This is a genomic window from Klebsiella sp. K-3, from assembly GCF_051207495.1.
Classification (GTDB): Bacteria; Pseudomonadota; Gammaproteobacteria; order Enterobacterales; family Enterobacteriaceae; genus Klebsiella; species Klebsiella aerogenes.
Genome location: NZ_JBPNXF010000004.1, coordinates 319,001 through 339,167 on the forward strand (window position 1 = coordinate 319,001; position 20,167 = coordinate 339,167).

Below are 20,167 nucleotides of genomic sequence, written 5' to 3' on the forward strand. Positions count from 1 at the left end.
GCGCCGCCATCCGGGACATTCCCCGGCCTGCGCTACGCTTAGCCGGGCTACCGAACTACCGAACGTCGCGGGTTGTGTAGCCCGGATAAGGCGCGCAGCGTCGCTATCCGGGAAGAGTCCGGCCTGCGCGACGCTGGGCAGGGCAACCGTCAGAGGCGGTAGGTTAGTCCGCGCGGCCCATATAGCGGCACTCTTCGATATGAATGCGGATTTTCTCGCCGCTGGTCAGGTATTCCGGAACCTGAATCACCAGCCCGGTGCTCATGGTGGCCGGTTTGGTGCGCGAGCTGGCGGAGGCGCCTTTAATGCCCGGCGCGGTTTCTACGATTTCCAGGTCAACGGTCTGCGGCAGTTCCAGCGCCAACAGCTGGCCATCCCAGGTCAGAACCTGCATATCCGGCATGCCGCCTTCAGGGATAAACTGCAGCTCTTCTTCGATCTGCTCTTTGGTGAAGGTATACGGGGTATAGTCTTCTTTATCCATGAACACGTATTCGTTGCCATCGACGTAGGAGAAGTCAACGAAACGACGGGTCAGGGTCACGGTATCGACGATGTCGTCGCCCTTAAAACGCTCTTCTACTTTCAGGCCGGTACGCACGTCGGAAAAACGCATTTTGTACAGCGTTGCTGCGCCACGGGCGCTTGGCGACTGAATATCAATATTTTTAACAATCAGCAGTTTGCCGTTGTAATTCAGCACCATACCTTTTTTAATTTCATTCGCTCTTGGCATTGCAGTAATCCTGTCACTTAAAGGGTCAAAAATATCGCGTAAAACTACTCGCGCCGGGCCTTTCAGGCAAGCGGAATTCGCGACTTTTGCTATCTCCCGGCAAATCTTCGAGCGGCGCTGCTGAAAAAGCCGTATCGCCAGCTTCAGCTTTCCTGATAGCCGATATTTTGCTACTGTCCGCCTCCCACTCATTAAGGAGTCAGGTATGGAATGTCGCCCGGACTGCGGAGCCTGTTGCACCGCGCCGTCCATCTCAAGCCCCATTCCCGGAATGCCTGACGGCAAGCCGGCCAACACCCCATGCGTGCAGCTGGATGAACATCTGCGCTGCAAGATTTTTGCCTCGCCGCTGCGCCCTAAAGTCTGTGCAGGTTTACAGCCGGCCGCGGAAATGTGCGGCAGCACGCGTCAGCAGGCGATGGCTTATCTCATTCATCTCGAAGCGCTGACCGCGCCCTAAACGTCTTTAATACGCCACAGGCAGACCTGGGCGATAATTCCCATCATTAGCGCAATCCAGAACACCGCGTGATAGCTCCAGATTTCCGCGACGACGCCCGCCAGCGAGCCGGCGATGATCCAGCCGACGCGCGTGGTATTGGTATACAGCGTGGTCGCCGCGCCCGCCTGACCCGGCATCAGATCCTGAAAATAGAGCATACCGATGCCGGCCAGGATCCCGATGTAAATCGCGTTCAGCGCCTGCATCCCCAGCAGCAGGGCTGGAGTATGGACAGTCAGCATACCGACATAAAACAACAGCCCGGCAAGCGCGGCAATGCGCATCAGCAAGCGCTTACCAAAGCGTTTCGCGTAATAACCGGCAATCAGCATGGTGGGGATTTCCAGCCCGGCGGCGGTCCCCATCATCAGCCCGGCCAGTTTCTCCGGCAGATGCAATTCATTAATGATAAACAGCGGCATATTAATGATATAGAGGCTGTTGGTGCCCCACATTAACGTACAGATGCTGAACAGCAGCAGCGCGTCGCGGCGGTTGGTGCGCGGCGCTTCAAGATGAGCACCGGCGGTTTTGCTCTCTTTACGCATGCTGGGCAGGAAGAACCAGACCATCAGCGCACAGACGATGAACGCCACGGCGGCGCTGAGATACATCACGGTAAAACCAAAACCCATTGCCAGCGCGTAGGCCAGCGGCGGGCCGATCACCCACGCCAGCGATACCTGCGCGCGCAGAATGGAGCTGAACATCACCGCCTCGCGCCCGGTTTTGTCCGCGTGTTCGCGGGCGAGGGCGAACATTTGCGGGTTGGCGGTAGAGCCAAAACTACTGAGAAAGACGCCGACGAACAGCAGAATAAAGTAGTTGCGGTTCCAGGCGAACAGCACGCAGGCCAGCACCCCCAGCAGGCAGCAGGCGACAATCAGCTGCTTGCGATCGCCTTTACGATCCGAACGCCCGGCAAGAAACTGGCTTACCAGAATGCCGATGACCGCGCTGCCGGTAAAAAAGAAGCCGACCATTGCCGGGCGCACGTGCACCTCGTTGGTCAGAAACAGGCTCAGGGTCGGGGTTTGTAAAGCGCCAGCGATCCCGGTCAGGAAGGCGACAATTAAAAAGGCTGAGGATGTCAGGTCAAACCCGCGGCGGGGAAGGGCGGCGCTACTGTTTTGCATGCTGGAATATCGTTGGTTTCAGGAGAGGCGAAGTTTACGCCGACACCCATAAAATAAATAGTGGTATGGCACGAAAAATTAAAAAGGCGTTTCAAATTATGTCGTTCAGCAAAAAGCTGAAGCTCGCGGAGTACTTCACCATTAACTTCAGCAAAAATGTGCGGTATCTCTAAATTCTGTTATCAGTCTTCGGAGTTTACTTGCGCAGTGTGCAAGAAAGGTACAGACTCATTGAAACGTTTCAGCGTCATCAGAGTATTATCCAGTCATCGGGTGGCGTATTTTTTCTCATGTTAGCTGAAACGATTCAATTCAGCGGAGAGGAGAACTATGTTCCAGTTATCTGTACAGGATATCCATCCCGGCCAGCAGGCCGCGAATAAAGAAGAGGCAATACGTCAGATTGCTGGCGCGCTGGTTAGCGCGGGTAATGTGGCTGACGGCTACGTTAACGGTATGCTTGCCCGCGAGCAGCAGACCTCCACTTTCCTCGGCAACGGCATCGCCATCCCGCACGGCACCACCGATACCCGCGACCAGGTTCTGAAAACCGGTGTCCAGGTGTATCAGTTCCCGCAGGGCGTGACCTGGGGAGAAGGGCAAACCGCTTATGTGGCGATCGGTATTGCCGCCAGCTCCGACGAGCATCTCGGTCTGCTGCGTCAGTTGACGCACGTCCTGAGCGACGACTCGGTGGCTGAACAGCTGAGAACCGTCACCACCGCAGAAGATCTGCGGGCTCTGCTGATGGGTGAAAAGCAAAGCGAAGCGCTGAAGCTCGACAACGAAACGTTGAGCCTGGACGTGGTCGCCAACGATCTGCTGACGCTGCAGGCGCTGAACGCCGCGCGGCTGAAAGAGGCGGGGGCGGTAAACGCCGACTTCGTCAGCCGTACCATTAACGATGCGCCGCTCAATCTGGGCCAGGGGATCTGGTTGAACGATTGTGCGCAAGGCAACCTGCGCAGCGCCGTTGCCGTGAGTCGCGCTGCCAATGCCTTTACCGCTGATGGGCAGCCGGTAGCGCTGCTGATCACCGTCGCGATGGCCGATGAGCAGCCGACCGCGGTGCTTAATCGCCTGAGCAATCTGCTCATTGATAAAAAAGCGGAGCATCTGCTGAAAGCCGACGCCGCCACGCTGCTGGCGTTGCTGACCAGCGACGACGCCATTGCTGAAGACGTGCTGAATGCTGAATTTGTAGTACGCAACGAGCACGGGCTGCACGCGCGTCCGGGCACGATGCTGGTTAATACGATTAAACAATTCTCCAGCGACATTACCGTCACCAACCTCGACGGTTCCGGCAAGCCGGCCAATGGCCGCAGCCTGATGAAGGTCGTGGCGCTGGGCGTGAAAAAAGGTCACCGTCTGCGTTTTACCGCGCAGGGTGAAGATGCGCAACAAGCGCTGGATGCGATTGGCGAAGCGATCGCCGCAGGCCTTGGGGAGGGCGCATAAATGAGCAGACGTGTAGCAACAATTACTTTAAATCCGGCGTACGACCTGGTGGGCTTCACCCCGGAAATCGAACGTGGCGAAGTGAACCTGGTACGTACCACCGGCCTGCATGCGGCAGGTAAAGGTATCAACGTGGCGAAGGTGCTGAAAGATCTCGGCATCGACGTCACCGTCGGCGGCTTCCTCGGTAAAGATAACCAGGATGGCTTCCAGCAGCTGTTCAGCGAGCTGGGCATCGCCAACCGCTTCCAGGTGGTGCAGGGGCGTACCCGTATCAACGTCAAGCTGACGGAAAAAGACGGCGAAGTGACCGATTTCAACTTCTCCGGTTTTGAAGTGACTCCGGCGGATTGGGAGCGTTTCGTTAATGATTCTCTGAGCTGGCTGGGGCAGTTCGATATGGTTTGCGTCAGCGGCAGCCTGCCGTCCGGCGTGAGTCCGGAAGCTTTTACCGATTGGATGACGCGCCTGCGCAGCCAGTGCCCGTGCATTATTTTCGATAGTAGCCGAGAAGCGCTGGTCGCCGGACTGAAAGCCGCGCCGTGGCTGGTAAAACCAAACCGCCGCGAGCTGGAAATCTGGGCTGGCCGCAAGCTGCCGGAGATGAAAGATGTCATCGACGCCGCCCATGCGCTGCGCGAGCAAGGTATTGCCCACGTGGTGATTTCGCTGGGCGAAGAGGGCGCGCTGTGGGTTAACGCCTCCGGCGAATGGATTGCCAAACCGCCTTCAGTCGAGGTTGTCAGCACCGTAGGCGCCGGTGATTCGATGGTCGGCGGCCTGATTTACGGCCTGCTGATGCGTGAATCCAGCGAGCATACCCTGCGCCTGGCTACCGCCGTCGCCGCCCTGGCCGTTAGCCAGAGCAACGTTGGCATTACCGATCGTACCCAGTTGGCCGCAATGATGGCGCGCGTCGACTTACAACCCTTTAATTGACAGCAGGAGAGGCATAATGAAAACGCTGCTGATTATTGATGCCGGGCTTGGACAGGCTCGCGCCTACATGGCGAAGACCCTGCTCAGCGCCGCGGCGCAGAAAGCGCACCTTGAGCTGATTGATAACCCGAACGATGCTGAACTGGCCATCGTGCTGGGAACCGCGCTGCCGGCTGACAGCGCGCTGAACGGTAAAAACGTCTATCTGGGCGATATTAACCGTGCAGTCGCTCATCCGGAATTGTTCCTCGGCGAAGGGAAAGACCACGCTAAGCCGTACGTTGCGCCAGCGGCGGTAGCCGTTCCGGCCGCCGCTCAGGGGCAGAAACGTATTGTCGCCGTTACCGCTTGTCCGACCGGCGTTGCTCATACCTTTATGGCGGCGGAAGCCATCGAAACCGAAGCCAAAAAACGCGGCTGGTGGGTGAAAGTGGAAACCCGTGGCTCCGTGGGGGCGGGTAATGCCATTACTCCGGAAGAGGTGGAGCAGGCGGATCTGGTCATCGTCGCCGCCGACATTGAAGTCGATCTGGCGAAGTTCGCCGGTAAACCGATGTATCGCACCACCACCGGCCTGGCGCTGAAGAAAACCGCGCAGGAGCTGGATAAAGCCGTTGCGGAAGCGAAGCCGTACCAGCCATCCGGCAAACCGCAGGCGTCCGGTGAAGGTAAAAAAGAGTCGGCTGGCGCCTATCGTCACCTGCTGACCGGCGTATCCTACATGCTGCCGATGGTGGTCGCGGGCGGGCTGTGTATCGCGCTGTCGTTCGCGTTTGGTATTAAAGCGTTTGAAGTGAAAGACACCATGGCGGCGGCGCTGATGCAAATCGGCGGCGGTTCAGCCTTTGCGCTGATGGTGCCGGTACTGGCGGGCTTTATCGCTTTCTCCATCGCTGACCGTCCGGGTCTGACGCCTGGTCTTATCGGCGGTATGCTGGCCGTCAGCGGCGGCTCCGGCTTTATCGGCGGTATTATCGCCGGTTTCCTTGCCGGTTATGTGGCGAAGTTAATCAGCACCAAGCTGAAGCTGCCGCAGAGTATGGAAGCGTTGAAGCCGATTCTGATCATTCCGCTGATTTCCAGCCTGATTGTCGGCCTGGCAATGATCTACCTGATTGGCAAACCGGTGGCGGGTATCCTGGCCTGGCTGACCCACTGGCTGCAAACCATGGGGACGGCGAACGCGGTGCTGCTGGGCGCGATCCTCGGCGGTATGATGTGTACCGATATGGGCGGGCCGGTGAACAAAGCGGCTTATGCTTTCGGTGTGGGTCTGTTGAGTACCCAAACCTATGCGCCGATGGCGGCGATCATGGCGGCCGGTATGGTGCCACCGCTGGCGCTTGGCCTGGCAACGCTGATTGCTCGTAACAAGTTCGATAAATCGCAGCGTGAAGGCGGTAAAGCGGCGCTGGTTCTGGGGCTGTGCTTTATCACCGAAGGGGCGATTCCATTCGCCGCACGTGACCCGATGCGCGTACTGCCTTGCTGTATCGTTGGCGGCGCGGTGACCGGCGCTATCTCGATGGCGGTAGGCGCGAAACTGATGGCGCCGCACGGCGGTCTGTTCGTCCTGCTGATCCCTGGCGCCATCACTCCGGTGCTGGGTTATCTGCTGGCGATTATTGCCGGTACGCTGGTCGCGGGTCTCTCTTACGCGGTGCTGAAGCGCCCGGAAGCGCCGGCAGCGGAAGTTGAAAAAGCGGCGTAATATCAGCGCAATAGAAAAGGGCCGATTCATCGGCCCTTTTTTTGTTCCTGAATTCAGGCCACTTCGGCGGTCTGCTGCGCCCGCAGCCAGGCAATTTCTTCCGCCCAGATATCCGGGTTAATGGTTTCCAGAATCAGCGGGATACCATCGAAACGGTTATCCTGCATGATCCAACGAAAAGCATCATGGCCGATATTGCCTTCACCCAGGCTATGGTGACGGTCGACGCGGCTGCCAAAAGCGCTTTTGGCATCATTCAGATGCATGCCGCGCAGATACTGGAAGCCGACGATTCGTTCGAATTCGGCAAAGGTCTTTTCACACTCCTCCGCGCTGCGTAGGTCATAACCGGCGGCGAAAGCGTGGCAGGTATCAATGCAGACGCCAACGCGGGATTTGTCCTCAACGCCGTCAATGATGGCGGCCAGATGTTCAAATTTAAACCCGAGATTGCTGCCCTGGCCGGCGGTATTTTCGATAACCGCGGTCACGCCTTCGGTTTTCGCCAGCGCGATGTTGATGGATTCAGCGATACGCGCCAGGCATTCATCTTCCGGGATCTGCTGCAGGTGGCTGCCCGGATGGAAGTTGAGCAGCGTTAATCCCAACCGCTGGCAGCGGGTTAATTCATCGATAAACGCCTCGCGAGATTTCTCCAGCGCTTCTTCGACCGGATGACCGAGGTTAATGAGGTAGCTGTCGTGCGGCAGGATCTGCCCCGGGCCGAAGTGATATTTTTCGCAGGCGGCTTTGAATTCGGCAATCGCTTCGTCGGTGAGCGGCGCGGCGCGCCATTGACGCTGATTTTTGGTGAACAGGGCGAATGCGGTCGCTTCGATTTCGGCGGCGCGGATGGCGGCATTGGCCAACCCGCCGGAGGCGCTAACGTGCGCTCCAATGTATTTCATAAAAAACTCCAGTTAAGCCGCTGGGGGGAGGGTAATGATAGCGGCTTAACCGGAGAGTTACAGCAATGAATGAATATCGATGAGGAAACTTACTGTTTAACCAATCAGGTGGTGGATAGCGAAGTTAATCGCGGCGCCGCCAACAATTAGCCAGACGAACAGTACCAGCGCCATCAGCAGCGGCTTCGCACCGGCTTTTTTCAGCGCGCTGACGTGGGTGGTTAAGCCCAGCGCGGCCATTGCCATCGCCAGCAGTACGGTATCGAGGGTGACCAGCATATCGACTACGGCTTTTGGCAGCAGATGGAAGGAGTTAAACACCGCCACCAGAATAAACAGGATGGCAAACCACGGAATGGTGATTTTGCTCTTTTCGCCGTTACCGGCTGGCGCCAGCTGTTTTACACGAGCGGCGATGAACAGCAGGAACGGAGCCAGCATCATCACGCGCAGCATTTTGGCGATAACCGCGGCATTTTCGGCATCCGGGCTAACCGCGTGACCGGCGGCAACGACCTGGGCGACTTCATGCATGGTGGAGCCCATATAGATGCCGTAAGTTTCCGGAGTGAACCAGTGCGCCAGCAGCGGATACATCGCCGGGTAGAGGAAGATGGCGATAGTACCGAAGATAACCACTGTCGCCACGGCGACCGTCACTTTACTGGCTTCGGCTTTGACGACCGGCTCGGTGGCCAGAACCGCCGCGGCGCCGCAGATGCTGCTACCGGCGCCGATAAGCCAGCTGGTGTGTTTATCGAGCCCGAAAACCTTCTGCCCGAGGAAACAGGCGATAAAGAAGGTGCTGGACAGCGTCAGCACGTCAATCAGGATCCCGCTGACGCCGACGTCAGCAATCTGGGCAAACGTCAGACGAAAACCATAAAGAATGATCCCCAGGCGCAGCAGATACTGCTTGGCGAAAATCACCCCGCCGTCGCAGGACTGCCAAATTTTGGGATAAACGGTGTTACCGACCACCATGCCGAACAAGATAGCCAGCGTTAGCGCGCTGAAGCCCGCGCCGGCGATTGCAGGGAAACTGCCTGCCCACAGGGCGGCGCCGGTCAACGCGGCGGTCAGCGCCAGGCCTGGGACGAAATGCCACAGGGTGCGATGTTTAGTGGGTAAAGTGAGTGCTGTCATAACCTTCTCCTTTGTCTGGGCAAAGAATACGACTGACTGGTTTAAAAATAAAATTGATTATATATTTATAATCTATCGGAATAAGTGATAAACCCTTCATCCTTCGCGCTGCAGGTGTGTTGGCTACGTTTACTCACCCCAGTCACTTACTGATGTAAGCTCCTGGGGATTCGCTCACTTGCCGCCTTCCTGCAGCACGAATGATTTTGGGTTAAACCCTTCATCCTTCAGGCCACAGCCCTGATGATTTATGTCACCATAGCGTTGACGGTTATCCAGATTGGGCTAATAAACAGGTGAGTTATGCATATCACGCTACGGCAACTGGAAGTTTTTGCTGAGGTTTTGAAAAGCGGGTCAACGACTCAGGCGTCACAGATGCTGGCGCTGTCGCAGTCGGCGGTGAGCGCGGCTCTGACCGAACTAGAGGGGCAACTTGGCGTCCAGCTGTTTGACCGCGTCGGCAAACGGCTGGTGGTCAACGAGCACGGGCGTTTGCTCTATCCGCGCGCGCTTGCGCTGCTGGAGCGCGCCGGGGAGATAGAACAGCTGTTCCGTGGCGATAATGGCGCTATCCGCGTTTATGCCAGTAGCACCATTGGCAACTATATTCTGCCGGAAATCATCGCCCGCTACCGCCGCGATTTCCCCGAACTGCCGCTGGAACTGAGCGTCGGCAACAGCCAGGACGTGATTAATGCGGTCAGCGATCTGCGCGTCGATATTGGCCTGATTGAAGGCCCGTGCCACGCGGCGGATATTATCGCCGAGCCGTGGATTGAAGATGAACTGGTGGTGTTCGCCGCCCCTGATTCTCCATTCCTCGAAGGCGAATTGACGCTGCAACGGCTGGCGGAAGCACAGTGGATCCTTCGCGAGCATGGCTCCGGCACGCGGGAAATCGTCGACTACGTGCTGTTATCGCATCTGCCCGCGTTCCAGTTAGGCATGGAGCTTGGCAACTCAGAGGCCATTAAACATGCGGTCCGTCATGGGTTAGGCATTAGTTGCTTGTCGCGGCGGGTAATTGCTGAACAGCTGGCAGCCGGAACGCTGGTGGAGCTCAAGCTGCCGCTGCCGCGCCTGACGCGCACGTTGTGGCGTATTCGCCATCGGCAAAAGCACGTTTCCAAGGCACTGCAGCGTTTTATCCGTTACTGCGAGGTGTAGCTGTATCCCTTATTGGCGCGTAGCCGTGCCGCACGCAGATCTCTGGGGTTCTGGCATAATGCCAGCTGCCCATGGGAACGGGTTCCCAGCAGCGAATGTAGTGCGGCGAGCTGTATACTGTAAAATGTAAGGTAAAAATGGCGCTGTTGATGACGATCAGCAGCACCAGCGTAAATCCGGCGATAGCCGTCAGCAGGCGATTTTCATAACTTCCATCGACCGTCTTACCATGCAGCACTCTGCGCATCCGCCAGGCGAATGAAAAAAAGAGCAGCGCGGAGCCGGTAAAATTAGCCTTCAGTAAGGAAATGGAGGCGAAGTCTGGCCAACCGCGCAATTTCAGTAACGGCAGATAGTCGGTTGCTAAATAGAGCGCGTAAATCCCTAATGCGGGCAAAATAAATCCTGCGATCAGCTGTTGCCAGATTCGCTGTGCGCGAGTGGTTTGTGGTTTAGCATTGGTGACTTTTGTTGGTTTCTTCACGGCTAGTTCTCCCGATTAGCAATGGGAGAGGGGTGTTGCACCCTTCTGCCGAAATAGTCGCACCAGTCGCTGTTCCATACGTACATATAAATGGTGTGTTTGCTGTATTGCTTGCACACGCCGTATTGCGGGTTATCCCGGTAGTGGTCCATCGTGCGCCAGTCCAGCCATGCGAAAGCCGCAACATAGATAAGAGAAAAGGCGCAGAAAACTTTGCACAGCCGAACCATCAGCCGCTTTTTCACTCCGACGCCCGCCAGTAGCCCCAGCAGGCCCGCAATCGCAAGAGGAAGCGCGCCGACAAGAAAAGTCTCCCTGTTATCGGTCAGGTAATTCGGCAGCCGCAACCAGTGTTCCAGCACCGTGATACTGGTGTACAGGCCAATAACGAATAGATACAGGCAGAAAATCGCCAGCAGCAGAAAGGCATCGGGGGCCAGACTGCGACGAGTGGGGGAAACCATAAGCTGACTCCTTCAGCATTGTGACAATCCTCGCGTTATTTTGCCGTAAGCTACGATTTTTTGTCTGTTTTTTTATGCGCCAATGCAGGATTACTGCTTTACTAATAATTTGTGTCAGATCATGAAGCTCTCTTATAACTTTGCATTTGTACCGGATGGACGGACGATCGTCTGCTACAATCGCGCCTCATTTTTTGGATGGATAGCATTTTCACATGGTTTCGGAAACTAAAACCACAGAAGCGCCCACGCTCCGCCGCGAGCTAAAAGCGCGCCACTTGACCATGATCGCTATTGGCGGTTCCATCGGTACAGGTCTTTTCGTTGCCTCTGGCGCAACAATTTCACAGGCAGGCCCCGGCGGCGCGCTGCTTTCCTACATTCTGATCGGTCTGATGGTATATTTCCTGATGACGAGTCTCGGCGAGCTGGCGGCGTTTATGCCGGTTTCAGGCTCCTTTGCCACCTACGGTCAGAACTACGTAGAAGAAGGCTTTGGCTTCGCGCTGGGCTGGAACTACTGGTACAACTGGGCGGTGACTATCGCCGTTGACCTCGTTGCCTCGCAGCTGGTGATGAGCTACTGGTTCCCGGATACCCCCGGCTGGATCTGGAGCGCGCTGTTCCTTGGTATCATGTTCCTGTTGAACTGGATCTCGGTACGCGGCTTCGGCGAAGCGGAGTACTGGTTCTCGCTGATTAAAGTTGCCACCGTGATTATCTTTATCATCGTCGGCATCATGATGATTTTTGGCATCTTCGAAGGCACGACGCCGGCGGGCTGGAGCAACTGGGGCATTGATGACGCGCCGTTTGCCGGCGGCTTTGCGGCGATGATCGGCGTGGCGATGATTGTCGGTTTCTCCTTCCAGGGCACCGAGCTCATCGGTATTGCCGCAGGCGAATCGGAAAACCCGGAGAAGAACATTCCGCGCGCGGTGCGTCAGGTGTTCTGGCGTATCCTGCTGTTCTATGTCTTCGCGATTTTGATTATCAGCCTGATCATCCCGTATACCGATCCGAGCCTGCTGCGTAACGACGTTAAAGATATTTCCGTTAGCCCGTTCACTCTGGTATTCGAGCACGCCGGTCTGCTCTCTGCGGCGGCGATCATGAACGCGGTTATCCTGACGGCGGTGCTGTCGGCGGGTAACTCCGGGATGTACGCCTCTACGCGTATGTTGTATACCCTGGCGTGCGACGGCAAAGCGCCGCGCATTTTCTCGAAGCTGTCGAGAGGCGGCGTACCGCGCAATGCGCTGTATGCGACTACCGTGATTGCGGCGCTGTGCTTCCTGACCTCGATGTTCGGCAACCAGACGGTTTATCTGTGGCTGCTGAATACCTCCGGGATGACCGGCTTTATCGCCTGGTTGGGTATTGCGATCAGCCACTACCGTTTCCGTCGTGGCTACGTGTTGCAGGGTAATGATATCAATAACCTGCCGTACCGTTCCGGCTTCTTCCCGCTGGAGCCGATCTTCGCTTTCGTACTGTGCCTTATCATCACCCTTGGCCAGAACTACGAAGCCTTCCTCAAGGACACCATTGATTGGGGCGGCGTGGCGGCGACCTACATCGGCATTCCGCTATTCCTGGTTATCTGGTTTGGTTACAAGCTGGTGAAAGGTACCCGCTTCGTGCGCTACAGCGAAATGAAGTTCCCGGAACGCTTTAAAGGCTAATTCCACTCTTTACCGCTTTCGATAAAGCCCTCTTTTAAAGAGGGCTTTTTTTATGCCTGCAAGGCTTACAAACGGACACACTTCTTCATAATTTTATTGATAATTGTAATCATTATCCTTATCATTTCGGAAAATTCAGGATGAAGCCAATCTCCCTATCTTGCCGCTCAACAACGAAAGGCAAGGGGTGACCAGCCACATCGACTGTAAAAAATTTGCACGCGGCCGCCAGAGCCGCGTGTCGACAAGATGTGCAAGCTGCACCCTTTGTTTGATTTGTAGTTGACCTCATGGAGATTTGGTATGTTCAGGTTAAACCCTTTTGCCCGGGCGGGACTGTGCGCGTCCGTCGTAGCATTGGCATTTCCGGCGCTGGCCGCAAATGATGACGAAACGCTGGTTGTCACCGCCGCGGCGACTGAACAGAGCGTCAAAGATGCCCCCGCCAGTATCAGCGTTATCACCCAACAGGACTTGCAGCGTAAGCCGGTGCAGAACCTGAAGGACGTGCTGCGCGATGTGCCTGGCGTTCAGCTCACCAACGAAGGGGATAACCGTAAGGGCGTGAGTATTCGCGGCCTGAGTAGCAGCTATACGCTGATTCTCATCGATGGCAAACGGGTGAACTCGCGTAATGCTGTCTTCCGCCATAACGATTTCGATCTTAACTGGATCCCGGTGGACTCCATCGAGCGGATTGAAGTAGTGCGCGGCCCGATGTCTTCCCTGTACGGTTCCGACGCGCTCGGCGGCGTGGTCAACATCATTACCAAAAAAATCGGCCAGAAATGGACCGGTACCCTCAGCAGCGATGCCACCATTCAGGAACACCGCGATCGCGGTGACACTTACAACGGCCAGTTCTTCACCAGCGGTCCGCTGATTGACGGCGTGTTGGGCATGAAAGCCTACGGCAGCCTGGCGAAACGCAGTAAAGACGATCAACAATCTTCCAGTAACGCCGCGGGCGAAACGCCGCGCATTGAAGGTTTTACCAGCCGCGACGGCAACGTTGAGTTCGCCTGGACGCCAACGGAGAACCAGGACATTACCGCCGGCTACGGTTTCGATCGCCAGGATCGCGATTCAGACTCGCTCGACAAAAACCGCCTCGAACGTCAGAACTACTCTTTGACCCATAACGGGCGCTGGGATGTCGGCAATAGCGAAGTGAAATTCTACGGCGAGAAAGTGGATAACAAAAATCCAGGGCAGGCGGGCACTATTACTTCTGAGAGTAATGCGGTCGATGGTAAATATGTGATGCCGCTGGGTATGATCAACCAGATCGTCACCCTCGGCGGTGAATGGCGCCACGATAAACTCAAAGATCCGGTAAACCTGAGCAGCGGCGGCAAATCGACTTCCGCCAGCCAGTACGCGCTGTTCCTCGAAGATGAGTGGCGGATCTTTGAACCGCTGGCGCTGACCACCGGCATCCGTATGGACGATCACCAAACCTACGGCGATCACTGGAGCCCGCGTGCGTACCTGGTCTATAACGCCACCGATACCGTGACCGTGAAAGGCGGTTGGGCTACGGCCTTTAAAGCGCCGTCGCTGCTGCAATTGAACCCGGACTGGACCACCAACTCCTGTCGCGGTAGCTGCAGCATTATCGGTAACCCGAATCTGAAGCCGGAAACCAGCGAAAGCTTTGAGCTTGGTCTGTATTACAGCGGTGAAGAGGGCTGGCTGGAAGGTGTTGAAGGCAGCGTGACCGCCTTCCAGAACAACGTTGACGATATGATCGACATCCTGCGCACCTCCAGCGCCAGCGAGGCGCCGGGTTACCCGAACTTCGTCGGCTGGAAGACCGTGAACGGTAAGCGCGTGCCGGTATTCCGCTACTTCAACGTCAACAAAGCGCGGATTAAAGGCGTGGAGACCGAAGTGAAGGTTCCGTTTGGCGAAGAGTGGAAACTGACGGTCAACTATACCTATAACGATGGTCGCGATCTGAGCAACGGCGGCAATAAACCGCTACAGACGCTGCCGTTCCATACCGCTAACGGTACACTCGACTGGAAACCGCTGGAGGATTGGTCTTTCTATGTCACGGCCAACTATACCGGCGAGCAGCGAGCGGTAAGCGCGACGGGTAAAACCCCAGGCGGTTATACCATGTTCGATATCGGCGCCGCGTGGCAGGTCAGTAAAAACGTGAAACTGCGCTCCGGCGTGCTCAACGTCGGCGACAAAGATCTGAACCGCGACGATTACAGCTATACCGAAGATGGCCGTCGCTACTTTATGGCCGTCGATTACCGCTTCTGATAGCGATGAACCGGGCGATGTAAATCGCCCGCAGAGAGTCGCGGCTGAAACTACTTCAGCAGGAACTGCGCATGGAAGCGCAGATGATCTTCTATAAAGGTGGCAATGAAATAGTAGCTGTGGTCGTAGCCGGGCTGGATACGCAGGCTCAGCGGCCACTGTTTCTGTCGCGCCACCTCTGCAAGGACCGCGGGCTGCAGCTGGGTACCGAGAAACTGGTCGGCGTCACCCTGGTCAATTAAGGTCGGAATGGCATCCCCGGCCTGGCTTGCCTGCATCAGCGCGCAGCTGTCCCACTCCGGCCAGGTCGCTTCATCATCGCCCAGATAAGCGCTGAACGCTTTTTGTCCCCACGGAACTTTGCATGGGTTGACGATCGGCGCGAAGGCCGAGACGCTGGTAAAGCGCCCTGGGTTTTTCAGCGCCATGATGAGCGCGCCGTGGCCGCCCATCGAGTGGCCGCTGATGGCGCAACGGTCGGCGACCTGAAACTGGCGGTTAATCAACTGCGGCAGCTCATCGCGCAGGTAGTCATACATGCGAAAATGGGCCGCCCACGGCGCCTGAGTGGCGTTGAGGTAAAAACCTGCGCCTTTACCGAGATCGTAACCGGCATCATCGGCGACGTCATCGCCGCGCGGGCTGGTGTCGGGCATCACCAGCGCGATACCAAGTTCGGCGGCTATCCGCTGAGCGCCGGCCTTAGTGGTGAAGTTTTCGTCATTGCAGGTCAAACCGGATAGCCAGTACAGCACCGGCGGTGGGGCGGTTTCCGTCGTCGGCGGTAAAAAAATGCTAAACGTCATCGCACAGTTCAGGGTACTGGAGTGATGACGCCAGCGCTGCTGCCGACCCTCGTAACAGCGATGTTCTTCAAGCAGTTCCATCCAGGGCTCCTCGGGTATCTATGTGTAATGCTTAATAATACAGATATTTCATTAACCGGTGAGTAACTTTCACTTTCCCGTCGCGCAAAGCTATTGCATCATTAATACGAGTTATAAAGAACATCTCTGAACATCTACAGTACTTATGATTGCGCGCGGTAGCGGCGGGGCTCGCTGGCGTGGCGCATCGACAACGTCCAACCGCAGCGGTAAAAATGAAAGGTTGCGCCAATTTCAATAATTATCGTGACGGCTACTGGATTATGTGCGCCACCTCACGCACAATGAGTGCAAACTTTGCCCTCAGAAGAGCAAAGAGCGCCACACCTGCAGGAGAACCTAAATGTCATCATTGAGTAAAGAAGCCATACTCGTTCATGAAGCGCTGGTCGCTCGTGGGCTGGAGACGCCGCTGCGTCCGCCAGTACAAGAAATTGATAATGAAACGCGCAAGCGTCTGATCGCCGGGCACATGACTGAGATTATGCAACTGCTGAATCTTGATCTCAGTGACGACAGCCTGATGGAGACTCCGCATCGCATCGCAAAAATGTACGTTGATGAGATTTTCTCCGGTCTGGATTACGCCAGATTCCCGAAAATCACCGTTATTGAAAACAAAATGAAAGTTGACGAGATGGTGACGGTTCGCGATATCACGCTGACCAGTACCTGTGAACATCACTTTGTGACGATTGACGGCAAAGCGACCGTTGCTTATATCCCGAAAGATTCGGTAATCGGCCTGTCGAAAATTAACCGCATCGTGCAGTTCTTTGCCCAGCGTCCACAGGTGCAGGAGCGCCTGACGCAGCAGATCCTTACCGCGCTGCAGACTCTGCTCGGTACCAGTAACGTCGCGGTATCCATTGATGCGGTGCATTACTGCGTGAAAGCGCGCGGCATCCGCGATGCGACCAGCGCCACGACCACCACTTCGCTTGGCGGTCTGTTTAAATCCAGCCAGAATACCCGCCAGGAGTTCCTGCGCGCCGTACGTCACCACAATTAATTCGGAGCAGGGTGCATGGAGAGAAACGTCACGCTGGACTTCGTTCGCGGCGTCGCCATCCTCGGCATTCTGCTACTGAATATCACCGCCTTCGGCTTGCCGAAGGCGGCCTATCTTAATCCGGCCTGGGCCGGGAGTATTTCGCCGAGCGACGCCTGGAGCTGGGCAATCCTCGATCTGTTTGCGCAGGTAAAATTCCTCACCCTGTTTGCTCTGCTGTTCGGCGCCGGATTGCAAATGCTGCTGGTACGCGGTAAACGCTGGATCCAGTCGCGGCTAACGCTGCTTGCCCTACTTGGTTTTATTCACGGTCTTTTTTTCTGGGACGGCGATATTCTGCTGGCCTATGCGTTGGTGGGGCTAATTGCCTGGCGCATGGTACGCGATGCCCATCACGTTAAATCGCTATTTAATACCGGCGTAGTGCTTTATCTCATCGGTATTGCGGTGCTGGTATTGTTGGGATTAATTTCCGGCAACGGCGCCAGTCGGTCATGGGTGCCCGATGCCGCGAATGTGCAGTATGAGCAGTTCTGGAAGCTCAAAGGCGGTATGGAGGCGGTGAGCAATCGCGCGGATATGCTGTCCGATAACCTGGTGGCGCTTGGCGTGCAGTACGGCTGGCAGCTGGCGGGGATGATGCTAATGGGCGCGGCGCTGATGCGCTGCGGCTGGTTGAAAGGGCAGTTTAGCCTTAGTCACTACCGCCGCGTCGGGGCTGTGCTGATTATTACCGGAATGATGGTAAATGTGCCGGCCATCGCCGCGCAGTGGTACTTGCAATGGGACTACCGCTGGTGTGGTTTTCTGCTGCAGGCGCCGCGTGAACTTGGCGCGCCGTTACAAACCATTGGCTATGCCGCGCTGGCGTGGGGATTCTGGCCGCAATTATGCCGCTTTCGTCTGGTCGGGGCGATTGCCTGCGTTGGGCGGATGGCGCTCAGTAACTATTTACTGCAAACCCTGATCTGCACCACGCTGTTCTATCATCTCGGCCTGTTTATGAAATTTGACCGTTTTCAGCTGTTGGCCTTTGTGCCGGCGGTGTGGGCCGTTAATCTCCTCTTCTCGCAGTTTTGGCTGCGTCATTTCCGCCAGGGGCCCGTTGAGTGGCTATGGCGACAGTTAACCCTGAGAGCCTCAGGGACATCATCCAGAGATACATCTGTATAACGATCTCGATCACAATCATTAACAAAATGGATGTAACCGTTTCCAGCGGTGTGACCTCACTCACGTAGCGCGGCGCGCGTCGCTGCCAGAATAGCCACCTTGCTGAACACAGGAGGTGGGTGTGACGTATTGCAATGCGATAAAGGCGGGTATGTATGATCACCATTCGTGATGTCGCCCGTCAGGCGGGGGTTTCGGTAGCAACGGTTTCGCGGGTGCTGAATAACAGCGCGCTGGTGAGCCCGGATACCCGGGAGGCAGTGATGAAGGCGGTCGCGCAACTGGGCTATCGGCCGAATGCCAATGCCCAGGCGCTGGCGACCCAGGTTAGCGATACCATTGGCGTGGTGGTGATGGATGTGTCAGACGCCTTTTTCGGCGCGCTGGTGAAAGCGGTGGATACCGTCGCGCAGCAGCATCAGAAATATGTGCTAATCGGCAACAGCTACCATGAAGCTGAAAAAGAGCGTAACGCCATTGAGGTGCTGATTCGCCAGCGCTGTTCGGCGCTTATCGTGCATTCGAAAGCGTTAAGCGATGCCGAACTTGGCGACTTTATGCAGCATATTCCGGGCATGGTGCTGATAAACCGCATTGTGCCGGGTTTCGCGCACCGCTGCGTGGGTCTCGATAACGTCAGCGGCGCGCTAATGGCTACGCGAATGCTGCTCAATCACGGCCATCAGCGGATTGGCTATCTCTCTTCCAATCACGGCATTGAGGATGATGAACTGCGCCGTGAAGGGTGGAGTAAAGCGCTGCAGGAGCAGGGCATTATCGCGCCGGATAGCTGGGTGGGCTCAGGTTCGCCGGATATGCAGGGCGGCGAAGCGGCGATGGTTGAACTGCTGGGGCGTAATTTAGGCCTGACGGCGGTGTTTGCCTATAACGACAGTATGGCTGCCGGCGCGCTCACCACCCTCAAGGATAACGGCATTGCCGTGCCGCAGCATCTCTCGCTGATTGGTTTTGATGACATTCCCATTTCCCGTTACACCGACCCGCAGCTGACCACGGTGCGCTATCCCATTATGTCGATGGCTAAACTGGCTACCGAACTGGCGCTACAAGGGGCGGCAGGAAAACTCGATAGTGAGGCCAGCCACTGTTTTATGCCTACGCTGGTGCGGCGCCATTCGGTGACGCAGAAGCAAAGTGTGGGGCCGATCACTAACTGAATCTATCAATCGATGTAACCGCTTTCAATCTGTGAGTAAATTCACAGTATATTAACATTCCGCTGTTTATGATGGCAGCGTTGACCAGTCCGAACCAGGCTGTGCTGATGATGCGTTTAAACATCATCTTAAACAATAGGTTAGGCACTTGATGAAGCCGTTTTTCTGGAGCGTTACCCTACACGGAAGACAGAATTAACGTTGTGAATATCGTTGTGCGGTAACCCTAATGTAACAACTCCCGCCAGCTATCTTCACGCCAAAAAAAACGATGCAAAATAATAAAACCGGAGATTCCATGAATAAGAAGGTCTTAGCTCTGTCCGCCGTCATGGCTGGCATGCTTTTCGGCGCCGCAGCGCATGCCGCGGATACCCGTATCGGCGTTACGATCTACAAGTATGACGACAACTTCATGTCCGTCGTGCGTAAAGCTATCGAAAAAGACGGCAAATCTGCGCCGGATGTGAAACTGCTGATGAATGACTCGCAGAACGATCAGTCCAAACAGAACGATCAGATCGACGTGCTGCTGGCGAAGGGGGTGAAGGCGCTGGCCATCAACCTGGTTGACCCGGCGGCGGCGGGTACGGTTATCGACAAAGCGCGCGGGCAAAATGTGCCGGTGGTGTTCTTTAACAAAGAGCCATCGCGCAAGGCGCTGGATAGCTACGATAAAGCCTACTATGTAGGTACCGACTCCAAAGAATCCGGGATTATCCAGGGCGATCTCATCGCCAAACACTGGAAAGCGAACCCAAACTGGGATCTGAACAAAGATGGTCAGATTCAGTTTGTCCTGTTGAAAGGCGAGCCGGGCCACCCGGACGCCGAAGCGCGTACTTCCTACGTCATCAAAGAGCTGAATGAAAAAGGGCTTAAAACTCAGCAACTGGCGTTAGATACCGCCATGTGGGATACCGCGCAAGCGAAAGATAAAATGGACGCCTGGCTCTCCGGCCCGAACGCTAACAAAATCGAAGTGGTCATCGCTAACAACGATGCGATGGCGATGGGCGCGGTAGAAGCGCTGAAAGCGCATAACAAGAGCAGCATTCCGGTGTTCGGCGTCGATGCCCTGCCTGAAGCGCTGGCGCTGGTGAAATCCGGCGCGATGGCCGGTACCGTGCTGAACGATGCCAATAACCAGGCGAAAGCGACTTTCGATCTGGCGAAGAACCTGGCTGACGGCAAAGAGCCCGCTGCTGGCACCAACTGGAAAATTGAGAATAAGATTGTCCGCGTACCGTACGTAGGCGTCGATAAAGACAACCTCAGCCAGTTTATCGGTAAATAAG

General features: G+C 56.1%; 18 protein-coding genes. 11 read left to right on the forward strand and 7 right to left on the reverse strand.

Annotated features, from left to right (window positions below; genetic code table 11):
• Window positions 1-163: 163 nt before the first annotated feature.
• Window positions 164-736, reverse strand: coding sequence for an elongation factor P-like protein YeiP (gene yeiP / locus ACSEMK_RS08415; RefSeq protein ID WP_015365690.1), 573 nt, complete (start codon window positions 734-736; stop codon window positions 164-166).
• A gap of 205 nt (window positions 737-941) precedes the next feature.
• Between yeiP and ACSEMK_RS08420 the strand changes: the two genes are divergently transcribed.
• Window positions 942-1,196 carry a YkgJ family cysteine cluster protein gene (locus ACSEMK_RS08420; RefSeq protein ID WP_015365691.1) on the forward strand — a complete coding sequence of 85 codons (255 nt, stop codon included), beginning with the start codon at window positions 942-944 and terminating at the stop codon, window positions 1,194-1,196.
• On the opposite strand, the gene setB is transcribed toward ACSEMK_RS08420, so the two are convergent.
• Window positions 1,193-2,374, reverse strand: a complete 1,182-nt coding sequence (setB, locus tag ACSEMK_RS08425; RefSeq protein WP_087860152.1) for a sugar efflux transporter SetB — start codon at window positions 2,372-2,374, stop codon at window positions 1,193-1,195. The genes ACSEMK_RS08420 and setB overlap by 4 nt on opposite strands.
• A gap of 330 nt (window positions 2,375-2,704) precedes the next feature.
• Between setB and fruB the strand changes: the two genes are divergently transcribed.
• The 3 genes from fruB to fruA are packed head-to-tail and all read left to right on the forward strand — an operon-like array spanning window position 2,705 to window position 6,485.
• Window positions 2,705-3,835: a fused PTS fructose transporter subunit IIA/HPr protein gene (gene fruB, locus ACSEMK_RS08430; protein WP_087860153.1), complete on the forward strand. Its 1,131-nt coding sequence runs from the start codon at window positions 2,705-2,707 to the stop codon at window positions 3,833-3,835.
• Window positions 3,836-4,774, forward strand: coding sequence for a 1-phosphofructokinase (fruK, locus tag ACSEMK_RS08435; protein ID WP_015365695.1), 939 nt, complete (start codon window positions 3,836-3,838; stop codon window positions 4,772-4,774).
• 16 nt (window positions 4,775-4,790) lie between these two features.
• A complete protein-coding gene (gene fruA / locus ACSEMK_RS08440) occupies window positions 4,791-6,485 on the forward strand; it encodes a PTS fructose transporter subunit IIBC (protein ID WP_435336351.1) in 1,695 nt (564 codons plus the stop codon).
• 53 nt (window positions 6,486-6,538) lie between these two features.
• Here fruA and nfo read toward each other — a convergent pair whose 3' ends face one another.
• Both nfo and ACSEMK_RS08450 read right to left on the reverse strand, forming a co-directional pair.
• On the reverse strand, window positions 6,539-7,393 hold the full coding sequence (gene nfo / locus ACSEMK_RS08445; RefSeq protein ID WP_113374359.1) for a deoxyribonuclease IV: 855 nt from the start codon (window positions 7,391-7,393) through the stop codon (window positions 6,539-6,541).
• A 96-nt stretch (window positions 7,394-7,489) separates the two neighbouring features.
• Window positions 7,490-8,539: a YeiH family protein gene (locus ACSEMK_RS08450; RefSeq protein WP_113374360.1), complete on the reverse strand. Its 1,050-nt coding sequence runs from the start codon at window positions 8,537-8,539 to the stop codon at window positions 7,490-7,492.
• Window positions 8,540-8,842: 303 nt separating this feature from the next.
• On the opposite strand from ACSEMK_RS08450, the gene yieE reads away from it, so the two are divergent.
• Window positions 8,843-9,709, forward strand: coding sequence for a DNA-binding transcriptional regulator YeiE (gene yieE / locus ACSEMK_RS08455; protein ID WP_087860155.1), 867 nt, complete (start codon window positions 8,843-8,845; stop codon window positions 9,707-9,709).
• Here yieE and ACSEMK_RS08460 read toward each other — a convergent pair.
• Window positions 9,687-10,193 (reverse strand): hypothetical protein, encoded by a 507-nt coding sequence (locus ACSEMK_RS08460; protein ID WP_271031707.1) that lies wholly within the window; start codon window positions 10,191-10,193, stop codon window positions 9,687-9,689. The two genes, yieE and ACSEMK_RS08460, sit on opposite strands and share 23 nt — an antisense overlap.
• A gap of 2 nt (window positions 10,194-10,195) precedes the next feature.
• Entirely contained in the window at window positions 10,196-10,657 is a 462-nt protein-coding gene (locus tag ACSEMK_RS08465; RefSeq protein ID WP_430914768.1) for a hypothetical protein, read from the reverse strand.
• Between the two features lie 215 nt (window positions 10,658-10,872).
• Here ACSEMK_RS08465 and ACSEMK_RS08470 point away from each other — a divergent pair, with 215 nt between their 5' ends.
• Both ACSEMK_RS08470 and cirA read left to right on the forward strand, forming a co-directional pair.
• Complete coding sequence (locus ACSEMK_RS08470; protein WP_435336354.1) at window positions 10,873-12,342, forward strand: amino acid permease; 1,470 nt, start codon at window positions 10,873-10,875, stop codon at window positions 12,340-12,342.
• A gap of 303 nt (window positions 12,343-12,645) precedes the next feature.
• The gene (cirA, locus tag ACSEMK_RS08475) at window positions 12,646-14,619 is read left to right on the forward strand and encodes a catecholate siderophore receptor CirA (RefSeq protein WP_045391307.1); all 1,974 of its coding nucleotides are present in this window, start codon (window positions 12,646-12,648) and stop codon (window positions 14,617-14,619) included.
• Window positions 14,620-14,669: 50 nt separating this feature from the next.
• Here the strand turns inward: cirA and fghA are convergent, their stop codons facing one another.
• Entirely contained in the window at window positions 14,670-15,506 is an 837-nt protein-coding gene (gene fghA, locus ACSEMK_RS08480; protein WP_430914769.1) for an S-formylglutathione hydrolase, read from the reverse strand.
• A 343-nt stretch (window positions 15,507-15,849) separates the two neighbouring features.
• Here fghA and folE point away from each other — a divergent pair, with 343 nt between their 5' ends.
• The 4 genes from folE (at window position 15,850) to mglB (ending at window position 20,166) form a co-directional block, all read left to right on the forward strand.
• Window positions 15,850-16,518, forward strand: coding sequence for a GTP cyclohydrolase I FolE (gene folE, locus ACSEMK_RS08485; RefSeq protein WP_015365708.1), 669 nt, complete (start codon window positions 15,850-15,852; stop codon window positions 16,516-16,518).
• A gap of 15 nt (window positions 16,519-16,533) precedes the next feature.
• Complete coding sequence (gene yeiB, locus ACSEMK_RS08490; protein ID WP_087860162.1) at window positions 16,534-17,691, forward strand: DUF418 domain-containing protein YeiB; 1,158 nt, start codon at window positions 16,534-16,536, stop codon at window positions 17,689-17,691.
• Between the two features lie 155 nt (window positions 17,692-17,846).
• Window positions 17,847-18,869 (forward strand): HTH-type transcriptional regulator GalS, encoded by a 1,023-nt coding sequence (galS, locus tag ACSEMK_RS08495; protein ID WP_015365710.1) that lies wholly within the window; start codon window positions 17,847-17,849, stop codon window positions 18,867-18,869.
• 298 nt (window positions 18,870-19,167) lie between these two features.
• The gene (mglB, locus tag ACSEMK_RS08500; protein WP_045391288.1) at window positions 19,168-20,166 is read left to right on the forward strand and encodes a galactose/glucose ABC transporter substrate-binding protein MglB; all 999 of its coding nucleotides are present in this window, start codon (window positions 19,168-19,170) and stop codon (window positions 20,164-20,166) included.
• The last annotated feature ends 1 nt before the right edge of the window (window position 20,167 follow it).